We start from the raw sequence: 22000 nt of genomic DNA, 5'->3' as shown, positions 1-22000 counted from the left end.
TGGATTTCAGAAAAAATTTTACAATTTAATATATTAGACGTCATTTTGTAACAAAAGTTACATTAGATTAATGAGACAACTAGATCCTATGTTATATATATAAAATGTGGTAAGATGATATATGATTACATTAGTTTAAAGAAGGGACGAAATCGTATGAAAATAGCTGTAGCAGGAACAGGCTATGTTGGGTTATCCAATGCAATCTTATTAGCACAGCATAATGAAGTATATGCTTTAGATATAGTAGAAGAAAAAGTACAACTTATTAATAACAAAAAATCTCCAATTATTGATCCAGAGATTGAAGATTTTCTGGCAAACAAAGAATTAAATCTAACAGCTACAACAGATCCAAAGCAAGCTTACCAGAATGCAAGCTATGTGATTATTTCAACCCCTACGAACTATGACCCGGATAAAAATTATTTTGATACATCAACTGTAGAAAAAGTAATTGATACGGTGTTATCTATTAACCCAGATGCAACGATGGTAATAAAATCAACGATACCTGTTGGATATACGTTAGAATTACGTGAAAAGTTTCAAACAGAGAACATCATCTTTTCACCAGAGTTTTTAAGAGAAGGAAAAGCGTTGTATGATAATTTATATCCCTCTCGTATTGTTGTAGGAGAACAATCAGAACGTGCGCGTATCTTTGCAGATTTGTTGGCAGATGGTGCAATCAAAGAAGATATCGATATTCTTTTTACTAACTCGACAGAAGCGGAAGCGATTAAATTATTTGCGAACACTTATTTAGCGATGCGTGTTGCTTTCTTTAATGAGTTAGATACCTATGCAGAAGTACGTGGTCTCAATACGAAACAAATTATCGAAGGAGTAGGCTTAGATCCAAGAATCGGCAAACATTATAACAATCCTTCTTTCGGTTATGGTGGCTATTGTCTGCCTAAAGATACAAAACAATTGTTGGCAAATTATCAAGACGTACCAAATAATATTATGGCAGCGATTGTAGATGCGAATCGTACTCGTAAGGACCATATCGCATCCAGTATTTTAGCGAAGAATCCAAAAGTAGTTGGTATTTATCGCTTAACAATGAAAACAAATTCCGATAACTTCAGACAATCTGCTATTCAAGGTGTTATGAAACGTTTGAAAGCAGAGGGTGTAGAAGTTGTTGTATATGAACCAAACCTTCATGAAGAAACATTCTTTAACTCTAAAGTAATCAACGATTTTGATACTTTTACTGAAGTTGCAGATGTGATTGTTGCGAACCGTTTAACAGATGAATTAAAAGCTGTGAAAGATAAAGTGTATACACGTGATCTATATAGTAGAGATTAATTCTAAATAAAAACGGTCTGGAATTAATCATCAAAATCGTATATTTATAGTATACATGGAGTAAAATCGTGCTATAATGGTGCAAGGGTTTGTTCTATGATATAAGAAACTATGTTAAAATGCATAAATAGGATTTCTATATAAATTAAGTAGGTGTATATATGTTTAACGTAACGGAGTTAATCGTAGCATTTCTTATTTCAGCTACCGTAGCATTTGCATCAACTCCACTTATCAAAAAATTAGCAATTAAAGTAAATGCTGTAGATCTACCAGGTGAAAGAAAAAAACATGACGGTGTTAAAGCACGATTAGGTGGTCTTTCTATTGTGCTAGGAGTCGCTGCAGGCTTAGTCTACTTACAACCGCAGCATCCACACATGTTAGAAATCATCATTGGTGGTATTATAATTGTTATAACAGGAATTATTGATGATATAGTCGGATTAAAAGCATATCAAAAATTAATCGGGCAACTTGCCGCAGCGCTTGTTGTTGTTTCTTCTGGATTAGTAATAGATAAATTAACGATGCCTTTTGTAGGTACGGTTCATTTAGAAGGGTTAGGCTTAATTCTTACCATTATATGGGTTGTCGGTGTCTCTAATGCCATTAACCTTATCGATGGTCTGGATGGACTTGCAGCCGGCGTATCAGCGATAGGTTTAACCAGTATTTTAATTATTGCGATCACAGATTACCGTATGATTGTTGTTTATTTAGGAATGGTTTTAGTTGGAAGTTGCCTTGGTTTTCTATACCATAACTTTTATCCGGCCAAGATTTTTATGGGTGACACCGGTGCTTTGTTTTTAGGATATGCGATTTCCGTCATATCCATGCTCGGTCTCTTTAAGAATGTCGCCTTTTTTAGTTTTATCATACCGATTATTATAATAGCTGTACCGATTTTTGATACGCTCTTCGCCATTGTGCGCCGGGTGATCAATAAGCAGAATATAGGGACAGCTGACCGTAAGCATATCCATTACCAGCTAGTTGATATGGGCTACAGCCATCAAACTTCTGTGTTAATTATTTATGCATTTAGCGGCTTCTTCGGTATTATGGCGATTATCTTTAACAGTGCAACCATGTTAACGTCATTGATTATTTTAGGATTTATTATACTCGGAATTCAGCTAATAGCTGAGCTCTCCGGAATCGTAAAAAATGGCCAACAACCGATTTTAAGCAGTATCAGGAAATTAACTGGTAGGAATCAAAAAGTGTAAAAAAGTCAGTACTTTATGAGAAGTACTGGCTTTTTATTTTTGTCTTCTTGTCACCCGAAATAGTTCCCTGATCATCAATAAGAAGGAATACCGATTATAACAGAAACTATGACACCTTTTTACCTTCAAATTTGATTATAAAGATGAAGGGAGGTGGCACATATGGCTTCTGCAGAAAGAATTGATTCCAGATTACAATTGACATTCGAAGAAGGCACAGACCCAGTCTCTGGAGATCCGATTTATAAGAACAAGTCTTTTAACAACGTGAAGTTAGATGCGACAGCAGACCAGCTGTTAGCGATCACGCAAGAGCTTGTCCCATTACAACAAATGGACTTATATTCGGTGAAACGTAATGACACAGAATTAATCACAGAGGATTAATTCAAAAATCATAAGAACTAGGGAGGTGTAAGTAATGAAGAAGATCGAATTGAAATTTGAAAATGAAGAAGGGAAAACAGTTACTTTCTCATTGGATAATCCAGTGGAGCCTGTCGATCCGGTGCAAGTTAATGCAGCAATGGATGCCATCCTTAATGAAAATGCCTTCTTTTCTTCTGGCGGTGACTTAGTCGCAAAGAAAAGCGCCCGCATTGTCGAACGAAATGTTAGCGAAATCGAAATCTAAGGTAAAAACAAAAGCGTAGAGCGCCCGCTTAAAAACGTAGGGACTTCAGAATCAACTGAGATAAAGGAATCACGGTGAGCTTGTGAACCGATGATGACTTATCATCCCAAAAATTTATAGCTTTCAAGACAATAAAAAAGGAGAGCAGATCAGCTCTCCTTTTCATTTAGGTGATGTAAGCACGTTTCAAGGAGAAAGCATTCTGAAATTATCCGAACAAAATACAACTACTTTAAGGAGAGGAGTTCATCACATGGAGCAAACATGGATATCGTTAGTTACCGATCTCGGTTTTCCAGTTGCGGTGACTTTTTATTTGTTGCACCGTATCGAAACGAAGCTCAATACATTAATTGAGTCCATTGTTGCTTTGCCTGAAAAAATGAGGTAGTAAATGATTAACCTCAGCTAACCCCCATAGTTAGCTGAGGTCATTAAAGAAGGCTGTTAGACGGTCGGTTCGAATGTTTGGCAATCTGTTTCTTTTTCATTGGCAGCACTTTTCCCGGTATGACTGACAACATAGATGGTAGCTGCATGACATCTATTGCCCTCAGCCCAGAACTTACAGTTATTTACCTCACATTTAACATCTTTCGCCATCTGACACACCTCCTATATGGATATTCTGATTCAAGAATCCAAAATAATGTGTGGGAAAATTTACTTTTGCGGGTACTTGGCTAGCAATTCTGAAATGTAAGAATTTTTAGGATAAATATAATAATTATCAGCTGCTTTTTTGTAGACGTTTTTCTGGTAATAAATATCTCCTAAAATGGCATGACAATATTTCACATCAAGCGAATTTCCTGTCAACTGGAAATAAGGGATGATTTCATTTGTGATTTTGTTTCGGTAATTTTCAGAGCCGTGTGTCCCTTGAATAATGCCTTTTAATAAGTAGAAATAATAGTCATACTTTTTACTTTTGTTAAGCGAGTTTCCACCATCAATCACATCTAATGCCATCTCTTCATCTTCAAGCAATGCGTATATAAGAGCGTTAAAAAAGTTATAGATGACTTTTAATGGAATTATTTTTTCATTGTAGATTGCTTTTCTGCAATATTTTAGTGCGCTTTCAAAATCGTTGTCTGCTAAGTAAGCAGTCCCTAATAAATAATAGATGTAATTTCTATATATGCTTGTGTAGTTATCAAGAATGGTATGTAATTCTTGAATGATATTCTTTATGGGTAGTTGTTGGCTGCGAAGGGAACTTTTAATCTTGATGATGCGAGATAATAAAATGTTGGGTTGATTTAGCGTTGATTGAAATATCGATAGTGCAGTGGAGGCATAGGAAACAGAACATAAGGTTTGTCCGATTTTATCATAGGCAAGAGCATAGTATAGGTGTAATTCACCATCTTTTTCAAACATAACAGGATTCTGCTTGGTCGCTATATTTAAATAAGTGAATGCATCATTTATATGGTCGAGTAACAAATAATATAAGCCGATTGATTTGTGAAAAGGATAGTTATGAGCAGGAGTAAGGGTATCAGCAAATTTCTTAGCATCTTCTAAGAATTTCTCAGCTGCATCTGTGTGGAAAAGATTAAGTGCATATTGGAAATTGCACCATGTATATATGACACGTTGATTATAAAAATAGGTTATCGGAAATTTTTTGAGCTCTTTGTAGTATTTTTTGGCGGTCGCATAATTTCTTTGGTTGATGCTTTGTTGCCAGGAGGTTAATTGAGTATTGAGCGGATGGTATTCTGGATGGGAAAGTTCTCCTATTTGCAGGACTTTTGCGATCCTCGACATTAATTCTTCAGAGGGGTAAGATTGACCCGATTCAACTCTACTGATGGTTGTAACACTCGTGTCCACTTTTTTGGCTAATTTTCCTTGAGTCCAATTGTGTTCTTTACGATATTTACGAATTACTTTTCCTATTTCATACACTGATTTCACATCACTTTCCTCATAAAATTTAGTACAATATATATAATACTATAGAATCATTCTAAAATCCACATATATTTACTAAAATATTCTATTTATTTACAAATAATCTCAATAGAAAAGAGGAGTATTAATAAAATGAGTAAAATGATAAATGTTTTTAAGCCAATCAACGGTACAATAAAAAGTAACCAGATGATAAACATGGCGAATCCAACAATCATGACGAAGCAATAATGAAAAAACCTTTTCATGGTGTTGTTATCTCCTTTAAGTATGTGGTTACTATAAGTTATGACAATCGCCCAAAATCGTGATTTTTGAGATATTTTCCAAGTTAGCATATAATGTGTGGTTGAAGGGGGAATATATCGTGAAAAACATTAATATTAATGATTATCGTAAACCAGATTATCCAATTGATGATATCTTTTTAAAGCGTTGGTCACCTCGGTCTTTTTCAGAACAAGAAGTAGATGAAGAGACATTGATGTCAGTATTGGAGGCATCACGCTGGGCACCATCTGCAAGTAACAAGCAGCCGTGGCGTTTTATCATTGCGAGAACAGAAGAGGACCGCAAGAAATTTCAATCTTTTATTATGGATGGAAATCTTGCTTGGTGTGATAAGGCACCCGCATATGTACTAATTATCTCTGATACAGAAGTTGGAGGAACACATGGTTTTGATACTGGTACAGCATGGGGTTATTTAGCTTTACAGGCAATGCAAAAAGGACTCATCACACACGCAATGGGTGGATTTTATAAGGATAAAGCTCGTGAAGTATTAAACATTCCAGAGCAATATGCAATCCATGCCGTCGTTGCAATCGGCTACCAAGATGAAAAAGAAAAATTAGAGGAAAAATTCCAAGAACGTGAACAACCGTCTGACCGTCGCCCACTAACAGAAACGGTTATGGAAGGTGAATTTAGAGGTTGATTTTTTGGTACACGCACATTTTATAAGATGTGCGTGTTTTTTCTTGGATAAGTATCTCTCAAGGATACAAGCTAATATCTAGGGAGGCGAAGCAGTTATCCCTGGAAGCGGAGAACATATCCCCGGAAGAGAGCAACCTGTTCCAAGGAAAAAGTCTTCTCTTCCGGGGATATAAGCTGATATCCAGGGAAACGAATCACATATCCCCGGAAGAGAGCAAGCTGTTCCGTGGAAAAAGTCTTCCCTTCCGGGGATATAAGCTGATATCCAGGGAAGCGAAGCAGTTATCCCCGGAAGCAGAGGCAATCCCCGGAAGAGAGTTCCCTGTTCCGTGGAAAAAGTCTTCTCTTCCGGGGATACAAGCTTATCCAGGGAAGCGAAGCAGTTATCCCCGGAAGCAGAGGACATATCCCCGGAAGAGAGTCCCCTGCTCCATGGAAAAATTCTTCGCTTCCGTGGATACAAGCTGATATCCAGGGAAGCGAAGCAATTATCCCCGGAAGCGGAGGGCATATCCCCGGAAGAGCGCCACATATCCCCGAAAGCGAGCACCCTGCTCCATGGAAAAAGTCTTCCCTTCCGTGGATACAAGCGGATATCCAGGGAAGCGAAGCAATTATCCTCGGAAGCGGAGGACATATCCCCGGAAGAGAATCCTAAAATCATGATCGAATGTTTGCATCTATGAGTAACCAGTTATCCCGAACTTAATAATGTATATATTTTCTTTCTGCATGCAACTTTCCCGAATAGATACACAAACTACTACTAGATGAGGTGGTTTTTTTGGTACAAGGAGCTATTAATCAAAATACAAAGTTAACTAAAGATTGGTTGCAAAATTATGTGGATGACTGGGTGGATTTTTATTTGAAACATACAGAGGAAGGGGAAGTTGCTTCCTATATACCACTTTTAAGTCAAGCAGAAAAGAGTCACTTGGGAATTTCAATCATGGGGATTAACGGAGTTACGATTGAGTCTGGAAATGTTGATATTCCATTCACGCTACAAAGTATATCCAAAGTTTTTACCTTTATTGTAGCATGTATGGAAAGAGGCGTTCCCTATGTATTAGATCGGGTTGACGTGGAGCCGACTGGACAGGCTTTTAATTCGATTATGCATCTAGAAATGAAGCAGCTCAAAAAGCCATTTAATCCATTCGTGAATGCTGGCGCAATTACCGTATCTTCGCTATTGAATGGTAAAACATCTGATGAGAAACTGGAGCCTCTTTTTCAGTTGTTGGAAATTATTCTTGGATACCGTCCTTCATTAAACATCGATGTATTTGAATCGGAAAGAGAAACTTCGATGCGAAATCGAGCTATTGGATATTATCTAGTCGAAACTGGCTATCTGGAATCAGAGTTAGAACTGACATTGGAAACGTATTTTAAACAATGTTCAATTGAAATTTCCCTTCAGGATTTGGCGCATTTAGGGACGGTATTAGCAAATGACGGTAGAGATCCGAAAACAGAGATAGAAATTATTCCAAAGCAATTTGCTCGTTTAGCAAAGTCCTTGATGTTGACTTGTGGGATGTATGATGCTTCTGGGAAATTTGCTGCGTATGTCGGAATTCCAGCAAAAAGTGGTGTTTCTGGTGGAATTATTGCCGTGTCTCCTCCTAGAGCAAGACAGGAAGATCTTCCTTTCCTTGAAGGGTGTGGAATCGGAGTATATGGCCCTGCGCTTGATAAACAAGGCAATAGTATCGCAGGTATTAAACTTCTTCGGCATATAGCAAAACAATGGGATTTAAGTATATTTTAAGGTTTGCAGTACATATAACGCCAAAAAATATGAACAAACTATACAGAAGACAGTTTCCCTAATATGATTGGAGTTGTTCTTTCATAATTTTTTCTATTATGAGAGATAATAGTCCTAACTAATTATTAGGGAGTTGTTCAAATGGAAAATAATAAAGAATATATTAAATTAACAGCCGCTGAAACCTCCTATTTATGGAATACATACATGGGAGATAGTATGGCTATTTGTGTATTTAAGTATTTTCTTGAACACATTGAAGACGAAGATGTTGAATCGATTTTAAATCACGCATTGGATTTATCTCAGCAACATGTGGCGATGATTGAAGATATTTTCACAAAAGAAGGAATACAGATTCCACAAGGATTTACAGAACAAGATGTAAACCTAAAAGCCAAAAGACTTTTTTCTGATGTGTTTTATTTAAAATATATGAAGAATATGGCTAAAGGTGGGTTAGAAACTTATGGAAGAATAGTATCCAATATCTATCGACAAGATGTCCGTTCTTTTTTCTCCAAATGTTTAACATCTACCATTGAACTAGATACGGAGTTGTCTAAACTATTATTAGAAAAAGGAATAGCCATCCGTCCTCCATCGATTCCGTATCCACAAAAATTAGAGTTTGTACAGAAACAATCCTTTTTATTAGAAGGGCTAGGTAGACGAGAAGCGCTTACGGGAGCAGAGATAGCTAACCTTCATGCCAATATTCAGACTAACCAATTAGGAACAAGTATAGCTGTGGCTTTTAGCCAAGTTGCTCAATCTAAAAAAGTTCTTAATTTTCTGTTAAGAGGGCAAGACATTGCCTTGAAACATATTAAGGTCTTTAGTAGTTATTTAGAAATGAACTCTCTTCCTGTACCTATGTCCTTTGATCAGGAAGTAACCGATTCAACAGAATCTCCTTTTTCAGATAAATTAATGCTATTTCATTTTGGGCTTATGATTTATGCTGGTATTGGAAACTATGGAGTAGCCATATCAGAGAGCCGACGAAGTGATTTAGTTGTGGATTATTCACGATTAGTAGCAGAGGTGTTGAAGTTTTCGGAGGATTTCGCAAATATTATGATTGCAAATGAATGGTTAGAGCAGCCACCATTGGCAGCTAATCGTAAAGATTTAGCAAAGGATTAAAATCCCTGTTATTCTTGTGTTTAATCCCATAAAAAATCAAAGAAGAAAAGGTTTACAATACGTTGTCAAATTGTTATATTTAACCTAATCTTTCAAATGGGGTGAATGGAATGTCTTACCGTCTTGTTCGAAGTATCTAGGTTTTCGAGTTGGAAAAAACGCGTACCAGCCGTCAAGGGAGAAGTATGCCCTTTTTTAAGAACCTATATTTTGAACAGTGTTGGTAAGTCATTGATATTACGATGAAAACAAGACACTATAGTCTTGTTTTTTTACATTTGAAAGGCGGTAAAAAATGAATAATGAAAAATTTTACGATAAAGTTGGAAAATTAAATGGTTGGGATTTTACTCATATAGAGTCTTCCTCTGAAGGTGTTAAATGGGATTTTTATCAAGAAGTAATCAATAGATGTTTGGAAACAGACGTACTTTTGGATATTGGTACTGGTGGCGGTGAAAACTTATTAAGAATTGCACCTTCCCTACTTTTCTTGGTTGGAATTGATTTATCCAACTCAATGGTGGAAACAGCTCAATCTAATTTACAGAAATCAACCATACCAAACGTAAAGTTCTTTCAAATGTCGTCTGCTGAGTTGCGATTCCCTACTTGTTTTTTTGACATTGTTTCGTGCTGTCATGCACCCTTTTCGGCAACAGAAATAGCTAAGGTATTAAAGAACGATGGTTGGTTTTTGACAGAACAAGTAAGTGAAGCGGATAAATTAAATATAAAAAAAGCATTTGGTAGAGGGCAAGCTTATCATCAAACCGATGGAGTATTAAAAGAAAGATATGTTCATGAACTGAAAGAAGCGGGTTTTTCTGACATTCAATCTTTTGAATATGATGCAATAGAATATTTTAAAAGACCAGAAGATCTTCTTTTTTTGCTGAAACATACACCAATTATTCCTGACTTTGGTCAAGATAAAAAGGACTTTGAAATGTTGAATGATTTCATAGAGAACTATAGCAGTGAAAAAGGAATTCGCTCAAACTCTAAAAGATTTCTTCTGATAGCTAAAAAGTAAATTGGAAAATCTAAAACATGCATAAACAAACATAAAGGTCGTCCATTGTGGCGATCTTTTTCTTATAATTTACATTTAACATGGTTCTTGGAATTTTATGTTAAAATACTCAAATAGTTAGTTGTTGGAGCTGCACAGATCAATAATCAGTAAAAGAAATAAAGTAGGCATTAAGTGCGAATTTATATAAGGCTATTAAATGATGTAAACAAAGAGTTTGCACTTGTAACTATAAGTTTATTTCTTATTATGTCATATTGTTGTAGTGTTTTCTTAGGAGGTGCTAATATGGATATTGAATTTGGTAATAAACTGAAGACATTAAGAGAAGAAAGGGCTTGGTCTCAAGATGACTTAGCTAAGGAATTAAATGTGTCACGTCAAGCGGTTTATAAATGGGAAGCGAATAAAGGTTATCCGGATATACATAATCTTATTAGAATAAGTGATATTTTTAATGTGACGATTGATGATTTGATAAGAAGTGATAAAGACTTACAAGATAAGATAAGTATTGATGAAGAAGAAAGCTTTGATCAATTCTCAGACCCAGGGTTTTATATAGGAATTATGTTAGTATTTCTTAGTATATATATTTCTAATGATTCACTCTCAAATATGTTTATGATAATCGGAGTTTTAACAGTTCTATTTTTAACGGATACGATTAAATCAATAAAGTCTCTCTTTTAGAATAGATGATATTCACAAACGTTTAAGGAGGTGGGAACTATGGACATTTTAATTGAGCAATTACAGTACAAAGATGCAGATAAATTATTTAAATTTGAACTTGAAAACAGAAATTTTTTTGAAAAAATGGTACCAAGTCGTGGAGATGATTATTATGACTTTGAGATATTTAAAAAACGGCATCAAGCCTTATTAGATGAACAAGCACAAGGTTTATCATATTTTTATTTAATTAAGAATATCAGTGGAGAAATTCTCGGAAGAATGAATTTGGTAGATATAGATAAATCGGGTTATTCGGGACATGTTGGTTATCGAGTAGGAGAATCATATACCGGAAAAGGAATTGCTTACACAGCGTTAAAGCTATTAATAGAAACAGTAAGTGAGCAAGGAATAAAACAGCTCTTAGCCAAGACAACAAATAATAATATAGCATCACAAAAAGTATTGGAGAAAAACGGTTTTGAGCATATTAGAACAGACGCTGAAGAAATAGATGGACAAAATCTAAAGTTTGTTTATTACATGTGGACTAATTAGGGATCAATGGAATAGGTGTAACGCTGCAAAAATGGAATATAACGTTAAGATGGTAAGAGGAGGGAATATCAATGATGCTTTTAGGACCTTTTCTAATAGCACTTATTGATTATTTTGGCGTTAACCTGGTGGTTTAGCAAAAAGGACTTCCCTCCAAGTCCCTTTTTCATCTGAAATGGAATATTTTTTACCGTTACTTCCGATTCAAAATAAATACAGCTCCGCCAAACCCTAAAATGCACCATACCATTAAATTAATATAATTTCCCATCGTTGCATCAAAGGTAGATGCAGCTAGGGAAGCACGCATCACTTCTGCCATCGAATAAATTGGTAACACTTCATGAAGGGACTGAAGCCATTGGGGCAGCCGATCCATTGGGAAATTTACCGGTGAAAACATAAGTGCTCCAAATACAACAATCTGGGAAATCCCCATTGATGCTGTAGGTGACAACAGATAGGAAAAACCATATCCAACACCAATTGACGTTAATGCAATCATCAGGAATGCCGGTACTACCGTCCAAGAGATATCATATCCCGGAGTGAACATGAGATGTGCAACAATAGATGAAACGATTATTCCCGGCAAGGTAATCAATAACCATATGGTTGTATCTGCCCCAAGGATAACGGAGCGATTCACTGGCCAGGTACGCATGTACTCCATATATCCATCTGTCTTTGCAGTACCAATTTGCTGAGGCAGGATAACCATTCCTGCAATAATCAAAATAATCGTAGGGGCTCCTGTTGCTAAAAATAGAGTCGTTTCCGTATCCGGATTTGGCATAAGATAGGAAAAGCCTATAACAATCCCTATGGATATCAGTATTTGTAATAAAGCCATAAATATAAAAAACCCGGCATTTCTAAGAAACTGCATTTGAAAAACATACTTATAATGGCTGACCAAATTCATTACGAAACTGCCCCCTTTTTAGAAGTTAATTCAATATAAACATCCTCAATTGTAGTTGGAGACAGGGAATAGTCTATAACAAGACCTTTATCTACCTGATTCTTTGCCCAATCAATCGTGGATGATACTTTTGATGGATCTAAAGAGAAAATTAGACGGGATCCGTTCTGATGCGGTGAAAGTGCCCAGCCAGGAACCTCGATATTTTTAAATTCCTTTTCCAGACTAAGTTCAATTCGCATCCGGTCTCCTACTAAACTTTTTACTTCCGCTGGATCCCCTTGTGTCAATATTTTTCCTTTATCCATAATAGCCACCCGATCCACTGCCTTTTCTGCTTCCAGAACATTGTGCGTTACTAAAATAACGGAACTCCCGTTTTTCGCCAAGTCACGTATTACCTGCCAAAGGTAACTTCTGCGAACCGGATCAACATCATTGGTTGGCTCATCAAGGATAACTAACTCACCTGGGGCGATCACCGCCATACAAAAGGCTGTCAGCCTTCGCACGCCACCTGATAGTTTTTCGCCTTCTGTATTCGCCCAAGCCCCCATATCCAATGTTTCGAAGAGCGCTTCCACTCGCTTTGGTTCAAATTTCTTTCCCATCCGCATTTTCCCTATCAGTGTTACTGCCTGTTTTGGAGTAAGTAAGCCCAATGACACTTGAGATTGCGGCTGTACGGAACAAATGGACCTGGCACGTGCAGGTGATTGCATTACTGATTCACCCAGCAAATGAATGTCACCATGATCAGGTGTTAATAGTCCTAATATTTGATTAACCAACGTCGTTTTTCCCGCGCCATTATGTCCAAGAAGCCCAAATATTTCTCCTTTATTAATCGTAAATGTGAGATTGTCATTGGCAACATTTTTGGATTCTCCTTTACCAGGAAAAACCTTCGTAACACCTTTTATATCGAGAATCATTTTTTTAATTCCTCCTTTGCAATAAAAACACTTTCAATGAATTGGATAACATCTTTGTTCATTGGGTAAAAAGCAATGCCTTCCTTTAAATTTTGCAGTGCTTGCCACATATCTCCAAGTAATTTTTCATCATTTCCATACATTTTCTCTGCTTGGTTTAACCAGCTTTCCACCAGCTGCTGTGCCTTCTCTGAAGCCGGATCAATGTTAAGATTATTTTTGATGTCATGAATGACCTTTATCCATTTCCTTATATCTTCCTCACTCATATTTTTCACATTCATATCCATGATTTTTTTCATTTCACCGTCATTCAAGTAATCTTTATATTGCTGTAAGGCATCTTCAGGATCCTGTTGATAAAGCTGAATAATACTAAAAATAATTTTCCAGTTAATTTCTCCCTCGATCTCAATGGAATACGAGATACCAAGCAGTGCTTGCTCTAGGACTTGCAGTCGTTCCTGTTCTCGTTTAACTAATTCCAGCTGCTGCTGGATCGAATCTTGCCAGGTCGAAGTGGAATTTTCCAGGATATCTTTAATTTGCTCCAGAGAAAATCCCATATATTTTAAAGCTAAAACTCGTTCCAGCCGCATAACGTCATCTTCACTGTATAAGCGGTGCCCTCCCTCCGTTTTTGATGAAGGTTTAATCAAACCAATTTCATCATAATAATCCAATGTCCTCACAGTAACTTCTGTATTTTTCGAGAGTTCTCCAATCGTGTACATTACTTCACCTCAACTTTATTTTCTTTAGTATAAATCAGCACGTTACGTGTTGTTCAATAGGTAAATGAAAAATTTTTAAAAAGAAATTAATAATTACTTGTAAGGTAACGAAAACTTGCCCTTGCATTCCTTCGTCACACCTAACAAGGCAGGTTAGAATAACAACATTTGAGTTTTAATGAATTTTAAACTACATAATTATGTTAAGCTTTAAGGAAAAGGGGAACTTAATTAACACCTTTTTTCAACTTTCGCAATCGGGTGCTTTCTTGCATAAGAAGGAATATTTTTGATATTTGCTACCCATTAAAGGATTAGATTTATAATCTGGAGAAGAAGCAGTCACGCTTATTCACTATTTAAGCTGAAGAGTTGAATAAAAGTATTACAATATTTCAGTATTTGAGATACTGTTGGTGAACATAGAAGGGGGAGATTATGATTTTAATTTTATTTGGTCTCTTAATATTTTTTATTAGCGTTATATTATTTTTGATTTTATGTACTAGAATAATAATTTCTTTCATTAAAAATAAGCCTTTTCCTAAAAAATTATTGATTGCAACTTTGTGTGGGGTTGTTCTAGTTTCTTCAATCTATATATATGAAACGTACTTTTTTACATTTAGTGAAATTGATAGAGAATCCATGCAAAAGGGACCTGGACCCCTAAGCTCTCCCACTGAGGAATATACAGCTAATGCTTATTATGAACCATATGGTGGTGCAGCAGGCGGTGTTAATGTATGGGTTGAAATCACAGATAATAATGAGAAAAACAAAATGCAAACTGTTTATTATAGTGATGCAAAAAGTAATATTTCGATGGAATGGCTGGATGGGAATACACTGTACATTCTAAATGACGACCCTGATTATCCCAATTCAAATAGAAGCATCGAATTAGAAATCGGTAAAGAGATTTATCACGAAACTGGATTAGCTTGTAAAAGTTTGTTAATGAAAGATGAATATGAGACTTGCTACCAAAACTAATAACTTTCATTGAACAAACAGGGTACTTTAGTGGTATACGGAGCTATCGGGTTTGACAACTCCTATCACTTATCGAAGTAATGGGGCAGGTTTAATTAAATGTCAGTATTCATTATGGGAAATAGTACACTTAAATTAACGGGTGCTTATATAAAAGAGGTAGGTGAGCGATAAGTAATGAGGACATTATTAGAACTACTACGCATCATAATTATTTTCGTATTACTTGGTAATTTAGGTTGGGCAATTCTAGGAGATCTTTATACGATCAATGAAGCAACTGAAGGTTATTCGTGGCTCGGTGCATTAGCGATATTAGTTTTGCTTTTTGTATTATATAGAAACAAATTACAATTCTCTGGTTGGTATCAGGGAGATGGGCGAGAGAAATTGCCGAGAAAGGTTTCCATTACATTAACCTTCACTTCCATAATACTGATTATTGTACCATTTATTTTAGGTTCACTATTAAGCTAACTGATGGCAATTGCTTACTACCTTTCATATGAGGGGGGGTAAATTGAGTAAAAAAAGGAAGTTAATTTTTAGGATTTTAATAGGAGTAAATATTTTACTTATCGCTATCGTAATATGGGGATTTATTAAAATGAACTTCGTAAAAGAACAAGTCCTTTTAACAGAAGTCCAATATAACTTAGTCGAATTAGAAGGTTTAATTGCTCATCAAAGTGAGAACAATTGGTCAGAACCTAACTTAGTGACAACTGAATTAAGAGATATATTGGAAGGCATTTCTCTTGGGATCACTACTGGTGAACAATTAGGGACACTCTCCAATAGTGATAAGCAAACGTTAAACCGTTTATATTCAAAATTACATCAATATCCTAATGATGAATTATATCGTTTCGTTGATTTAACAGAAGATGATAAGAAGAATTTTGAACAATTACGAGAAATGCTGCGAGATGTAGGTTTAGGTTTGAATATGTCAATAAGTAGTAGTATGGACTCGTTTATGAAACAGGCTGAGGAATTAGAAGAAAAACTCCATTCAACTGATGAATAGTTGGAATATAGATTAATATGGTGAGAGGAGGGGATATCAATGATGCTTTTAGCACCTTTTCTAATAGCTCTTATTCCGGGGCTGATTATTTTGGCGTTGACTTGGTGGTTCAGCCAAAAGGGTTTTTCCTTATCTATAAGATTGTTGCCTGGAATCATAACGATTATAGCTGCTGTTGTTCTATTCTATATAGGTTTTGTTAACATTAGAGGGTTTGAAGGTGCCTCTTATGGGTTTCTTGGTTTCTTTTTAGGCATGTTTTCCATTGTATCTTTTGTGTTGGGCAGTGTTGGACGGTAAAATATCATTTTTCTTTTTTTAATAGGAAAATTACCTTCCTTAAATGCAGGATTTTCATAAATAGAAATTGAATATAAAATATATTCATCTAATTCAGGGGGAAAGGATATGTGGAAAGAATTTATCACTTCCATTTCAGAGGAATATCACTTTAAAGAACCTGCATCAAAGTATGAGATTTCTCAAATTCAAAAAGAGTTAAATGTTAAAATACCAGAAGAATTAGCTGCCTTATTGAATGAAACCAATGGTGTGTTTGATAGTTGGAATTGTCCTTTAATTTGGTCGACCTCTCGGATTATTGAGGACAATCTATTTTTTAGGAGGTTTGAAGTTTATAGAGATATTTATATGCCGTTTGATAATCTTTTCTTGTTTTCAGACGCAGGTAATGGCGACTTATTTTGTTATGCAATCCAAAAAAACGGAAGCATTGAAAAAAACGATATTTTTGCTTGGAATCATGAGGATGACAGTAGAACTTGGATTGCAAATTCCTTAAAACAATTTGTTGAAGATTGGATAACTGGTAAGATTAGTATTTAGTTGGAATGACTTTTTGCACTGCCGCAAAAGGAGTAGTGTGATGGTCAATATTAAGTTAGTATTCCATATCTTCATCTCATTAATAGCTTTCATCAGCGTATTATTACATATTGTTTATTCTCCCGTTCCATTGAGTTCTACAACATAATAACGTGAGGAAAACAAATGTGCTTTGATAAGAATTAATGGAATGTTAAATCAAAAATCAAGGAGGATGGTTATGATTTATGTTGCTCTTCTTCGAGGGATTAATGTGGGTGGAAAGAATAAAATAGACATGAAGGTACTGAAACAAACGTTTGAACAAGTTGGAATGAATGATGTGATCACGTACATCAATACGGGTAATATTGTCTTTTCATATAATGGTCTTTCCAAAACCGAAATATCACGTTTATTGGAAGAAGCGATACATAATGATTTCGGATTACAAATTAAGGTGGTAGTTCGAAGTATTAAAGATGTAAGCGAAATTATGAACGCTATTCCAGACACGTGGAAAAATGACAAAGACATGAAAAGTGATGTCATGTTTTTGTGGGATGAAATAGATGATGAATCTGTACTGGGGAATTTAGTTATTAAACCGAATATAGATACAGTAAAATATGTTCCTGGCGCAATCCTATGGTCGGTTGATAAGAAAAATATAACCAAAAGCGGTATGTCAAAGATCGTTGGCTCAAAGATATACAAACAAGTTACTATAAGGAATGTCAACACTGCTCGTAAGATATATGAACTGATGCAAGCCCAAAACGGTTAGTTATACCGTGTGTACTAGACCTTTTTAAGTAATTTTATAATCAAATGTTAGTGGATGTTAAAGAGTAAGTACATCCATATAGTTAGTACTAAACACCATTGTTATCCATTCTGTCTTGTGTTAAGAACGTGAATTCATTCAAGTTCTTGACTTCGGCGTATTTCCACTATAGTAAGCACGAAATTGACTAGGTGAAAGTCCTGTGTTTCGTTTAAATGCATGATAAAAGCTGGACATACTCCGAAAACCTACCTGATAACCAATCTCTGTATTATTAAATGCTGTTGTTAAGAGAAGTTCCTTCGCTTTCTTAACTCTGACTTTTTCTAAATATGTTCGTGGAGTACATCCTGTTTTTTCTTTGAAAATCCGATTTAAGTGAAAACGACTAACTCCTATCCTTGAGGCAATTTCGTGTAAAGACATTTTTTCATCATAGTTACTTTCTATCAATTGCATAGTATCTTCTAAAATGAATTCGAGCGGATCATAGTTTTTAATACTTAGATCTGGTCGACATCTCTTGCATGGGCGATAACCTGCCGTTTTAGCTTCTTCTGCGTTTGAAAAGAAAGCTACATTTTCTCGATTGGGAACCTTTGACTTGCAAGATGGTCGGCAGAAAATCCCAGTTGTCTTTACGGCGTAATAGAAAATCCCGTCAAAAGCTGGATCACAAGATGTCGTTGCTTGCCACATGGTTCCTTTGGATAGATTATTTTCACTCATCATCAGACTCTCCCTTCATTTTCTTACTTATCATATAAACCATATATAAAATGACGATCACTAACGGAACAAATAAATACAGCTGAAAAAAAGGAATTACTAGCATACATAAAATAAAAGAGATGAACGATGCCCACCATGCAGGTGTGTAATTTTTAAGCAATTTAACGCCTGCTGCCATTGAAAGAACATAAACTAATATCCCTAGAGATGTTGGTATAAACAAGATATCATCAAACGTCAGTGACAAAGCATTCGTCGTTAAAACACCTGTTATCGAAAAACAGATAACAAACAATACCATCTGTCTTGGAATTTGAGTAGTACCATGTAGTCTTGAGAAAAATTTGGGAAAAGCACCATCCCTGCTTAGTGAATATCCTAATTGTGTTAGACTTGCTACAAAAGCATTGGCTGTTCCAGTACAAATAATTAACGCTAAAACAGCAGTGATGGCTTTAGCACCAATGCCTACTGTATCTTCCATTATAACACCAATAGGAGATAGATTACTTTCCTGACTACCATACGTTGCCGTTCCAATCGTAACAACGCTTAACGACAAAAATAATAATCCAATGATAACTGCACTAACAACCGCGCCTTTGACCATATCTTTTTCCGGACTTTTAAAGCGCTCTGCCAGATTACAAATCGCCTCCCAACCGAAAAATGACCAAAAGATAACCGTTATAGCACTCCCGACAGAAAACCATCCATTCGGAACAAAGGGAGTGAAATTTCCCCATTGTATCCTTGTAAATGACACTAATACGGCAGACACTAAAAGAAACAGTAATAAAGAACTTAAAATAACTGCAACTTTACTACTGACATTGACGCCGTAATAATTGAAAACACCTGCAATGACCAATATAAAGATGGCAGTTATAGTTGATTCAAAATGTGAAAGTCCAAATGCCTGACTGATGTAAAAAGCTCCGGTTAAGGATACAATTGTTTGGCCGACTGCTGCTGTAACAAAGTAAAACCATCCAACGATATTGCCAAGATGATATCCGAAAGAATTTCTAACAAAAGTTGCTGCTCCACCGGCATCAGGATATTTCTGTGCCAAACTAGCAAACGAATATGCAAGTGGAAAGTTAATTAAAATAACAATAAGCCAAGATACAATAGATGCAGGGCCTGCAATTGCTGCCGTTACAGACGATAAAAAAAGGACACCTGATCCTAGAATAGCTGCCATGTATAATGCAATTCCTTGGAATAATCCGATAGATTTATTATTCATATTTTCACTCCTTTATAGCATTTAGTGTACTGGTAAGGGAGAGAAAATTCGTCTTGATTTTTGCTGTGTAATTCAATGATGATCTCGACCTAACCTATGGTAAAGTCTACCTAAACGCTTGTCCTATTTTTAAATTTGTCCATAAAATCACGGCATTTCCTATCGCAACAGCTGTAGCTTCCTCATGGGATACAGCTGTTGCAGAACAAGTCGGTACAGCGATGGGAAATCATTGACACGATTGTTTCCCAACAGGCATTACGTGAAATTTATTTGAAAGGTTTCGAAATCGCTGTCAAAGAATCGCAACCAAACATTTTCTGTTCTCTCCATAAGGAGCATGAATTCCTTTTTCTTGCGTGATTGTATAATCCATTTGGATCCAATCATTAAATCCATCATAATTCATAGGTGAACCTAACGTCAGATCAGGACCGATTGCTAATTCAAGGACAGCATATTTACCCATTTTACCGTTCTTATCTGTTACATACGCATTGGTAACATCGCGATAACCTTCTTCTAGAAATGGATGAGCCAATCTGTCGTCACTGCGTGTCACATATAAGCTCCATAAGTGGTTCTGTATAGATGGATGTCCCAACGTTTAGTTCAGATTGTTCGGGTACTCGTTCTACCTATTTAGTTATGTCCCGGCCTCTTTTCAATGTGTGTAGAATAGAAGACTCACAATACGATGGTATTCGCAGTGTCGGCAGATGAAGAGACTCTACTGAGAGAGGATGTCGATACAGCAGATGATGATATAATATCTATGTTGAATAACTCTATTAAAGTTACATACATGTTATAATAGATTCAACAATAGATCGGCTTCATATGAGGGGTGGCGCACCTTGTTGTACCTTCTTTGGATACTTCCAAGAGAAGGGAGGTGACGCTTATGGACATAGCTAATACTTTAGCGCTCATGATATCCTTTGGGATGTTAATAGCGTTTATTATGTCCGACAAAAATAACAAAAGATAACCCCTCATATGCTTTTGCCTAGGCTCTGAGGGATTATCTCCTGAAAGTGCCGCCCCTCTTATCGGGGTTCGGTCTATTGTAACCGTAGACGGTGCAACGTCTACGGTTTTTAATATGTTATGTCTTTTCTAGTTCTATTATACCCGATTGCAGAATTTTTAACAACTGCAGATAAAGAAGCTTGAGAGAACTCAAGCTTCTTTTCAATGGATTTGAGAATAGAAGACTCTCACAACATACTATTTTTTAGATCCCTTAGATCAGTCGAGGACAAAAAAAGAGAAAAATCGAAAGAACTTGTCTTCGTGAAGCCCTCTCGTAGCGAAAAAGGAGAAAAACCGAAAGAAGTAAAATCCTTAAAACTACGAATAATCGAATCATTTCAAGAAAAATTTCTGTCTGTTAGAAGAGAACTGTCTCTTATCCCGAGATCATGAAGGGATCACGCAAAGGGAGCCAACGTTTCCTAACCAAAATAGACAACCGATAAAAAAACGCTTACAATCAAATCAAAAGTAAAGATATCTCAATTTCAAAAAGAAGGTGTATAACGATGTTACGAAAAATCTTCTTTACTATTTTTTTTCTTATCCCGTTCAGTCTTATGCTTTATTACGGCAAAGAAACGTTTTATATTGACCAACAAGCTGCCTCTGAGCAGATGTATGATTATCATTTCGCACTAGTAACAGAAGAAGTCGGGAATAATTATTGGCGTTTGATAGAAAAAGGTGCCAAGCAGAGAGCGGAAGAGCTTAACATTTATTTAGAATATGTAGGCCCAAAGGTAACAGATACTGATGAACGTCTCGATACCTTGGATCGCATGATTGCTGCTAACGTCGATGCCATTATTACAAAAGGGATGAGTGATCCGCGGTTTCGTCAGCTCGTTCAAAAAGCGAAGGAACACAATATCCCGGTTGCAACAATTGATACCGATAATGCCACAAGTGGACGAGATTTTTATGTCGGCACCGATAATTTCGAAGCAGGTTATCTCGCAGGAAAGACACTAATCGAAGAAACAGAAGGAGAACAAAAGGTTGTCGTCATCATTGGGCAAAAAGATGCGCAGAATCAAATGGAACGTTTAGAAGGGTTTGAGCAAGCAATTAATCAAGAAAAGCGGATTGAGTTAGTCGCAGTGGCTGAATCAAATATTACGGAACTAGGTGCTGCGGATGCCACCTATCAATTGCTCAAAAGTCGATCTGATATTACCGCTATTTTTGGCATTACTGCGTTAGATGGGATGGGTATCGTACAAGCAATTCAGGAATTTCAACCGACGACAAGACCATATGTGCTAGCATTCGATATTCTCCCTGAAACGATTGATTTAATAGAAGACGACAAAATTCAAGCCACCATAGCCCAGTACCCAGAGGAAATGGGGCAAAAGGCGGTCGAAGAAATGTATCAGTTGTATCAAAACGGCAGCCCTGAGCAAATTCACCATACCAAAACAGGTGTGATTAAGAAAGAAGACATTATGAATGGCGAGGTATTTTTGAAAGAAGGTGAGTAAA

26 protein-coding genes are annotated in these 22000 nt (G+C 36.2%); 18 read left to right on the top strand and 8 right to left on the bottom strand.

The window, feature by feature from the left end; all coding sequences use genetic code 11:
- Positions 1–156: 156 nt before the first annotated feature.
- From D569_RS0102085 to D569_RS0102065, 5 genes are all read left to right on the top strand, one after another.
- The gene (locus D569_RS0102085) at positions 157–1323 is read left to right on the top strand and encodes a nucleotide sugar dehydrogenase (protein WP_018930740.1); all 1167 of its coding nucleotides are present in this window, start codon (positions 157–159) and stop codon (positions 1321–1323) included.
- A 161-nt stretch (positions 1324–1484) separates the two neighbouring features.
- Entirely contained in the window at positions 1485–2558 is a 1074-nt protein-coding gene (locus D569_RS0102080) for a glycosyltransferase family 4 protein (RefSeq protein WP_018930739.1), read from the top strand.
- A gap of 162 nt (positions 2559–2720) precedes the next feature.
- Entirely contained in the window at positions 2721–2945 is a 225-nt protein-coding gene (locus D569_RS0102075; RefSeq protein ID WP_018930738.1) for a DUF1659 domain-containing protein, read from the top strand.
- 34 nt (positions 2946–2979) lie between these two features.
- Positions 2980–3192 carry a DUF2922 domain-containing protein gene (locus D569_RS0102070; RefSeq protein ID WP_018930737.1) on the top strand — a complete coding sequence of 71 codons (213 nt, stop codon included), beginning with the start codon at positions 2980–2982 and terminating at the stop codon, positions 3190–3192.
- Between the two features lie 253 nt (positions 3193–3445).
- Positions 3446–3583 (top strand): YvrJ family protein, encoded by a 138-nt coding sequence (locus D569_RS0102065; RefSeq protein WP_018930736.1) that lies wholly within the window; start codon positions 3446–3448, stop codon positions 3581–3583.
- Between the two features lie 56 nt (positions 3584–3639).
- On the opposite strand, the gene D569_RS23810 is transcribed toward D569_RS0102065, so the two are convergent.
- Together D569_RS23810 and D569_RS23550 are read right to left on the bottom strand one after the other, a co-directional pair.
- Positions 3640–3795 carry a DUF1540 domain-containing protein gene (locus tag D569_RS23810; RefSeq protein ID WP_018930735.1) on the bottom strand — a complete coding sequence of 52 codons (156 nt, stop codon included), beginning with the start codon at positions 3793–3795 and terminating at the stop codon, positions 3640–3642.
- Between the two features lie 60 nt (positions 3796–3855).
- The gene (locus tag D569_RS23550) at positions 3856–5121 is read right to left on the bottom strand and encodes a helix-turn-helix domain-containing protein (RefSeq protein WP_018930734.1); all 1266 of its coding nucleotides are present in this window, start codon (positions 5119–5121) and stop codon (positions 3856–3858) included.
- A 364-nt stretch (positions 5122–5485) separates the two neighbouring features.
- On the opposite strand from D569_RS23550, the gene D569_RS0102045 reads away from it, so the two are divergent.
- The 6 genes from D569_RS0102045 to D569_RS0102015 all read left to right on the top strand — a co-directional run bounded on the left by D569_RS0102045 (position 5486) and on the right by D569_RS0102015 (position 11261).
- A complete protein-coding gene (locus D569_RS0102045) occupies positions 5486–6058 on the top strand; it encodes a nitroreductase family protein (RefSeq protein ID WP_018930732.1) in 573 nt (190 codons plus the stop codon).
- Between the two features lie 786 nt (positions 6059–6844).
- Positions 6845–7840 (top strand): glutaminase, encoded by a 996-nt coding sequence (locus D569_RS0102035; RefSeq protein WP_018930730.1) that lies wholly within the window; start codon positions 6845–6847, stop codon positions 7838–7840.
- A gap of 141 nt (positions 7841–7981) precedes the next feature.
- Positions 7982–8989, top strand: coding sequence for a DUF3231 family protein (locus D569_RS0102030; protein WP_018930729.1), 1008 nt, complete (start codon positions 7982–7984; stop codon positions 8987–8989).
- 295 nt (positions 8990–9284) lie between these two features.
- Positions 9285–10025 carry a class I SAM-dependent methyltransferase gene (locus tag D569_RS0102025; protein ID WP_018930728.1) on the top strand — a complete coding sequence of 247 codons (741 nt, stop codon included), beginning with the start codon at positions 9285–9287 and terminating at the stop codon, positions 10023–10025.
- 288 nt (positions 10026–10313) lie between these two features.
- Positions 10314–10718 (top strand): helix-turn-helix transcriptional regulator, encoded by a 405-nt coding sequence (locus D569_RS0102020; RefSeq protein WP_018930727.1) that lies wholly within the window; start codon positions 10314–10316, stop codon positions 10716–10718.
- Positions 10719–10757: 39 nt separating this feature from the next.
- Entirely contained in the window at positions 10758–11261 is a 504-nt protein-coding gene (locus D569_RS0102015; protein ID WP_018930726.1) for a GNAT family N-acetyltransferase, read from the top strand.
- A gap of 193 nt (positions 11262–11454) precedes the next feature.
- Here D569_RS0102015 and D569_RS0102010 read toward each other — a convergent pair whose 3' ends face one another.
- From D569_RS0102010 to D569_RS0102000, 3 genes are read right to left on the bottom strand one after another with little or no spacing between them, the layout of a single operon-like run.
- Positions 11455–12186 carry an ABC transporter permease gene (locus D569_RS0102010; RefSeq protein WP_018930725.1) on the bottom strand — a complete coding sequence of 244 codons (732 nt, stop codon included), beginning with the start codon at positions 12184–12186 and terminating at the stop codon, positions 11455–11457.
- Complete coding sequence (locus D569_RS0102005) at positions 12186–13121, bottom strand: ABC transporter ATP-binding protein (protein WP_018930724.1); 936 nt, start codon at positions 13119–13121, stop codon at positions 12186–12188. The genes D569_RS0102010 and D569_RS0102005 overlap by 1 nt, the downstream gene beginning before the upstream one ends.
- The gene (locus tag D569_RS0102000) at positions 13118–13855 is read right to left on the bottom strand and encodes a MerR family transcriptional regulator (RefSeq protein ID WP_018930723.1); all 738 of its coding nucleotides are present in this window, start codon (positions 13853–13855) and stop codon (positions 13118–13120) included. The genes D569_RS0102005 and D569_RS0102000 overlap by 4 nt, the downstream gene beginning before the upstream one ends.
- Before the next feature lie 438 nt (positions 13856–14293).
- Between D569_RS0102000 and D569_RS0101995 the strand changes: the two genes are divergently transcribed.
- The 6 genes from D569_RS0101995 to D569_RS0101970 all read left to right on the top strand — a co-directional run bounded on the left by D569_RS0101995 (position 14294) and on the right by D569_RS0101970 (position 17493).
- Positions 14294–14851 (top strand): DUF5412 family protein, encoded by a 558-nt coding sequence (locus tag D569_RS0101995; protein WP_018930722.1) that lies wholly within the window; start codon positions 14294–14296, stop codon positions 14849–14851.
- Between the two features lie 177 nt (positions 14852–15028).
- A complete protein-coding gene (locus D569_RS0101990; RefSeq protein ID WP_018930721.1) occupies positions 15029–15328 on the top strand; it encodes a hypothetical protein in 300 nt (99 codons plus the stop codon).
- 43 nt (positions 15329–15371) lie between these two features.
- On the top strand, positions 15372–15881 hold the full coding sequence (locus tag D569_RS0101985) for a hypothetical protein (protein ID WP_018930720.1): 510 nt from the start codon (positions 15372–15374) through the stop codon (positions 15879–15881).
- A 39-nt stretch (positions 15882–15920) separates the two neighbouring features.
- Positions 15921–16181: a hypothetical protein gene (locus D569_RS0101980; protein WP_018930719.1), complete on the top strand. Its 261-nt coding sequence runs from the start codon at positions 15921–15923 to the stop codon at positions 16179–16181.
- 108 nt (positions 16182–16289) lie between these two features.
- Positions 16290–16727 (top strand): SMI1/KNR4 family protein, encoded by a 438-nt coding sequence (locus D569_RS0101975; protein ID WP_018930718.1) that lies wholly within the window; start codon positions 16290–16292, stop codon positions 16725–16727.
- 220 nt (positions 16728–16947) lie between these two features.
- Positions 16948–17493 carry a DUF1697 domain-containing protein gene (locus D569_RS0101970; RefSeq protein WP_018930717.1) on the top strand — a complete coding sequence of 182 codons (546 nt, stop codon included), beginning with the start codon at positions 16948–16950 and terminating at the stop codon, positions 17491–17493.
- A 138-nt stretch (positions 17494–17631) separates the two neighbouring features.
- Here the strand turns inward: D569_RS0101970 and D569_RS0101965 are convergent, their stop codons facing one another.
- From D569_RS0101965 to D569_RS0101955, 3 genes are all read right to left on the bottom strand, one after another.
- Complete coding sequence (locus D569_RS0101965) at positions 17632–18225, bottom strand: bifunctional transcriptional activator/DNA repair enzyme AdaA (RefSeq protein WP_026287189.1); 594 nt, start codon at positions 18223–18225, stop codon at positions 17632–17634.
- On the bottom strand, positions 18215–19477 hold the full coding sequence (locus tag D569_RS0101960) for an APC family permease (protein WP_018930715.1): 1263 nt from the start codon (positions 19475–19477) through the stop codon (positions 18215–18217). Before D569_RS0101960 ends, D569_RS0101965 begins: the two co-directional genes overlap by 11 nt.
- 295 nt (positions 19478–19772) lie before the next feature.
- Entirely contained in the window at positions 19773–20039 is a 267-nt protein-coding gene (locus D569_RS0101955) for a hypothetical protein (protein ID WP_018930714.1), read from the bottom strand.
- Positions 20040–21021: 982 nt separating this feature from the next.
- On the opposite strand from D569_RS0101955, the gene D569_RS0101945 reads away from it, so the two are divergent.
- Entirely contained in the window at positions 21022–21999 is a 978-nt protein-coding gene (locus tag D569_RS0101945) for a substrate-binding domain-containing protein (RefSeq protein WP_018930713.1), read from the top strand.
- Position 22000 lies beyond the last annotated feature (1 nt).

The sequence above is a fragment of the Gracilibacillus lacisalsi DSM 19029 genome (assembly GCF_000377765.1).
In the GTDB taxonomy this organism is placed as follows: domain Bacteria; phylum Bacillota; class Bacilli; order Bacillales; family Amphibacillaceae; genus Gracilibacillus; species Gracilibacillus lacisalsi.
The sequence above is the reverse complement of the archived record's forward strand: the minus strand, read 5'-3'. Positions and strand labels throughout refer to the sequence as shown.